We start from the raw sequence: 1,398 nt of genomic DNA on the forward strand, positions 1-1,398 counted from the left end.
TGTGATGTCTCAGGACATCGGAAGCGAAAGTGTCTCAGGACATCGGAAGCGGTCGGTGTCTCAGGACATCGGTGACGGTTCGTCTGGTCGCGGGTTAGGGCGGCGGCCGCGGGGTCGGCCGTTGCTGACGTATTTGACGCCGGGTGAGGGCCAGGGTTGTTCGATGATGAGGGTGCCGTCGAGGTCGAAGAACATGACGGTGGGGCCGGTGTCCATGATCGCGATTCGTTTTTGGCTGTAGTCGCGGCTGATGCCGAATCGGATGCCGTGGAACTCGACGCTGCCGCCGCGGTCGACGAACTTGACGCGGATGCCGTCGTCACGGCGTCCGAGCCGGGAGTCGTGCGCAGGCGGCCTTGGTGATTCTGCTTTCGGGGTGGCCTGCCAGGCCTGCTGCGGGGTGATCCGGCCGGGGAGGGCTTGGTGTGGCCGTTGGGTGTTGTAGATGATGTCGAACGCATCGACCTGCTCCTGCAGCTGCTGGAGGGTGGCGGCGATGGGCTGCTTGTCAAGGTAGCGGAACAGGGTCTGGTGGAAGCGCTCGTTCTTGCCTTGGGTGGTGGGTTTGAACGGTTTGCCGGTGATCGCCTCGACGCCGAACGAGGCGAGGAAGGTGACCAGCTGCCCGGCGAACCCGCGCCGGGACGGGTTGAGCGCCATGCCGTTATCCGACAGCAGCCGCTGGGGAACACCGTGAATCCGGATCGCTTTGGCGACGACGGCGATCGCGCCTTCCGAGCTCTCGGTCAAGGAGACGTGGGACGCGACGGCGAGGCGGGAGTGGTCATCGATGAGTTGGAAGATGACGCACTTGCGACCTTCGGTGAGGACGTATTCGGTGGCGTCGATCTGCCAGCACGCGTTCGGCGCCGGATAGACGAACCGGCGGTAGGAGGCGCGTGGTCGCTTCCGCGGCTCGAGGCGGGCGACGCCGGCGTCGCGGAAGATCCGGGCGAGTGAGGACACGGCAGGAACGGGTGTGATCCGAAGCGCCCGCATCCTGTCGTGGACGCTGATCGGACCGTGGTCGAGGCCGGACTGTTCCAGCGCCGCGCGGACTTGGATGGCCTGTTGTTTGATCTCGTTGGTGATCTTGCCGGGGCTGGCGCGCGGGCGCCTCGATCGGGGTTCCAGCGCAGCGGCCGGGCCGTCCTCGATGGCACGCTTGCGGATCTCGTAGAACGTCTTTCGGGAGATGCCGTGCTCGGCGCAGAAGGTGGTCACCGACCCGCGCGGCGCATCAGGTGGCCACTGGGTGATCGCGAGACGGACACGGGGATCGACAGGTTCAACGCGGCTCATCCCTCAAAGATCGGGGAGAAGTGTCACCACCAAAGACCGCTGAAGTGTTACCGATGTCCTGAGGCAGAATCGTCACCTATGTCCTGAGACATAACA

General features: G+C 64.9%; 1 pseudogene. It reads right to left on the reverse strand.

What is annotated here, in order from left to right:
• Window positions 1–34: 34 nt before the first annotated feature.
• Window positions 35–1,224: pseudogene (locus SB754_RS19105) on the reverse strand (integrase core domain-containing protein).
• Window positions 1,225–1,398 lie beyond the last annotated feature (174 nt).

Source organism: Leifsonia sp. SIMBA_070 (assembly GCF_046534635.1).
Classification (GTDB): domain Bacteria; phylum Actinomycetota; class Actinomycetes; order Actinomycetales; family Microbacteriaceae; genus Leifsonia.